A 2,289-nucleotide genomic window follows, 5' to 3' on the forward strand; every position below is an offset into this window, starting at 1 on the left:
GAGCAGCTCGTGCACAAGCTCGCCGCCGAGCAGGCCAGGAAGGCCGGCGAAGCCCGCCTGGCCGCGATGAAGGCCAACCCGGCGGACACCGCCGGCCTGGAAGCTGCCGTCTCCGTTTCGCGCGCCAAGCCGCAGAACCTGACGCGCACCCAGCTCGAAGCCGTGCTCGGCGCCGATGCCGCCAAGTTGCCGGCCGCCGTTGGCGTGGCGGCCGACGACGGCGGTTATGTCGTCGTGCGCATCAACCAGCTGCAGCCACGCGACGCCGCCGTCATCGACGACAAGCGCGCCGCCCAGCAATACGCCGGCGCCTGGGCGCGTGCCGAAGGCCAGGCCTATCTGGCCGCGCTGAAGGCGCAATACAAGGCCGCCATCAAGGTCGAAGCACCAGCCTCCGCAGCCAGCGCACCCTGATTTATCGGTTATACTTTTTGGCTCTGCGGTGGCTGTAGCTCAGTTGGTAGAGTCCAGGATTGTGATTCCTGTCGTCGTGGGTTCGAGTCCCATCAGCCACCCCAAATAAAGCAAGGACTTAGAAGCGAAAGCCTCTAAGTCCTTTTTCTTTTCTGACCTGCGTGTAACGCCGGTGTAAGACGATTCCTTGCGCCGAGTGTTCAAGAGTTGCGCTTTCGCAGCGGCACCCTACGACCTCCACGACGCTGGTGATCCGCACTTCTTTTCTAAAGAACGTGGCGGCGCCCCCGCCACCAGGCGTTCAACTGTTGCAGCCCGGGCTGTTCATGCTGGACCTCGCCCACGGACTGGGAGCATTTGGCATCCTGCAGCGCCAGGCGGCAGCGCGAGGCTTGACGACGCGGGTGCTGTTCTTCGCCGAAATTCCGGCGTGGGTGACTACTCCATAGACATTCACCGCCCGCGACTGCCGCTGAGGTCGCGCACATAAATTCGACCAGTCGGCTGCTTGGCTTGCGGCGAGCACCTCGACGGCTCTACTTCGTGTTCAGCTTCAGAGCATCATCTAGCCACGTCGGATGATTGGTCAGAATGTTGCATTGCGCATAAAGCCGCAGGAAGTACTCCCGGTCCTTTTCGGCGCCATCCTCGGCGCGAGCAATCCGGTTCATGAGGTCGAATGCGACGCGGGAAGGGCCGTCGTTCTCAGTGGTCACTGTGCCGCTAACGGTTCTGCTGTCTGCCATCTTCTTTCTCCCTGGTGGATCCCGGTTGCGCCGGGCGCGCGAAGCGATTCTTGCGCTCGTCATCTCGGTTGAAGAACAGGGCGGACCCTAGGCGCGTCCAATCCCACGCGGCTCACATGCTCACCGTTGAGCCTCAGGCCGGCGGGGGCTCTCGTCGCGTGCGACCGAGTCTGAGTGACCTTGAGCCGCTGCCGTGGGAGGTGCGCGCGGACAGGCGGTTACAGTTGATGCTTAGCCGCTCAGAGCGTTGAAACGTCCGCCGCTAGGGGGCAATAGTCCCTTTTTTTCACCACAAGCGCCGCTTGTGATCTATATAAAGTATAGGATGTCGTCCTACGGGGAGTACAACGCACCGCTTACGAAGGCAGTCAACGCATTAGCTAAGACTGACCCTGACGCGGTGCGTTTCCTTCTTCATGCGTTGGAAGCAATGGACGATGATGGCTTCGACCATGAGGACGTTCTGACCTGTTTGCGGCGAGGTAAGGCCTATGGGCCCGAGCCGCGTGACGGAGAGCTGCGGGCGAACGTCGTTCATCGAGGTCTGGAAATCAGGGTCTCAATCGGTGGTATCCAGCAAGCAGCGGCGGATTGGTCGCGGTTGGCAACGTGCAAGGTCGTGACAGTGATGAGGCAAACGTAATGCATCAATTGAAGGGGAGCGGGCTCCCCAATGTGAGGCTTGTCAGCGGGTATGTCGTTGAGGGCGAGGGTGAGGATCGGACCGTCGCCTATCAAGACCTGGCCGGTCTGTACAAGACCCTCGCGCGGATCATTTCTTGCCGCGGTGCTGACCTGAGCGCTGCAGAGCTTCGTTTCCTTCGCAAGCGACTCGGAAAGAGCCAGATAGAGGTGGGGCAGCTTGTCGGCACGACAGATCAGGCCGTGGCCAAATGGGAGAAGGGGCAGACACCTGTGCCGACCGCGGCTGCACGTCTTTTGAGGCTGGCGTGGCTGAACCAGAACTCACGAAAGCACGTTGCTGTGGCGCTGGAGAAGATGTGGTGCGCCCGTGAGTTCGTTCGGCATGGCTACGTTCTCGCGTACGAGCACGGCGTTTGGATTGACGTCAGCGACGAACACGAGCTGAAGCCCATCAAGGCGGAGGCCGAAAAGCAGACCTGGGCGG

Annotated in this window: 2 protein-coding genes, 1 tRNA gene and 1 pseudogene; 3 read left to right on the forward strand and 1 reads right to left on the reverse strand. The window is 61.3% G+C overall.

Going from position 1 to position 2,289, the window contains the following annotated elements:
• Nucleotides 1-414 (forward strand): annotated as a pseudogene (locus tag ACXJKR_RS30180) (peptidyl-prolyl cis-trans isomerase); the annotation flags it as partial.
• A 28-nt stretch (nucleotides 415-442) separates the two neighbouring features.
• Nucleotides 443-518, forward strand: a tRNA-His gene (locus ACXJKR_RS30185).
• A 432-nt stretch (nucleotides 519-950) separates the two neighbouring features.
• Here ACXJKR_RS30185 and ACXJKR_RS30190 read toward each other — a convergent pair.
• Nucleotides 951-1,160, reverse strand: a complete 210-nt coding sequence (locus ACXJKR_RS30190; protein ID WP_457325984.1) for a hypothetical protein — start codon at nucleotides 1,158-1,160, stop codon at nucleotides 951-953.
• 642 nt (nucleotides 1,161-1,802) lie between these two features.
• On the opposite strand from ACXJKR_RS30190, the gene ACXJKR_RS30195 reads away from it, so the two are divergent.
• Nucleotides 1,803-2,289: helix-turn-helix domain-containing protein (locus ACXJKR_RS30195; RefSeq protein ID WP_457325985.1), on the forward strand; the 487-nt coding region annotated here is incomplete at its 3' end.

The sequence above is a fragment of the Roseateles sp. P5_E11 genome, from assembly GCF_054049355.1.

Coding starts and splice junctions, on each gene's coding strand:
- ACXJKR_RS30190 (WP_457325984.1), bottom strand. CDS start 1,160: ATGGCAGACAGCAGAACCGTTAGCGGCACAGTGACCACTGAGAACGAC.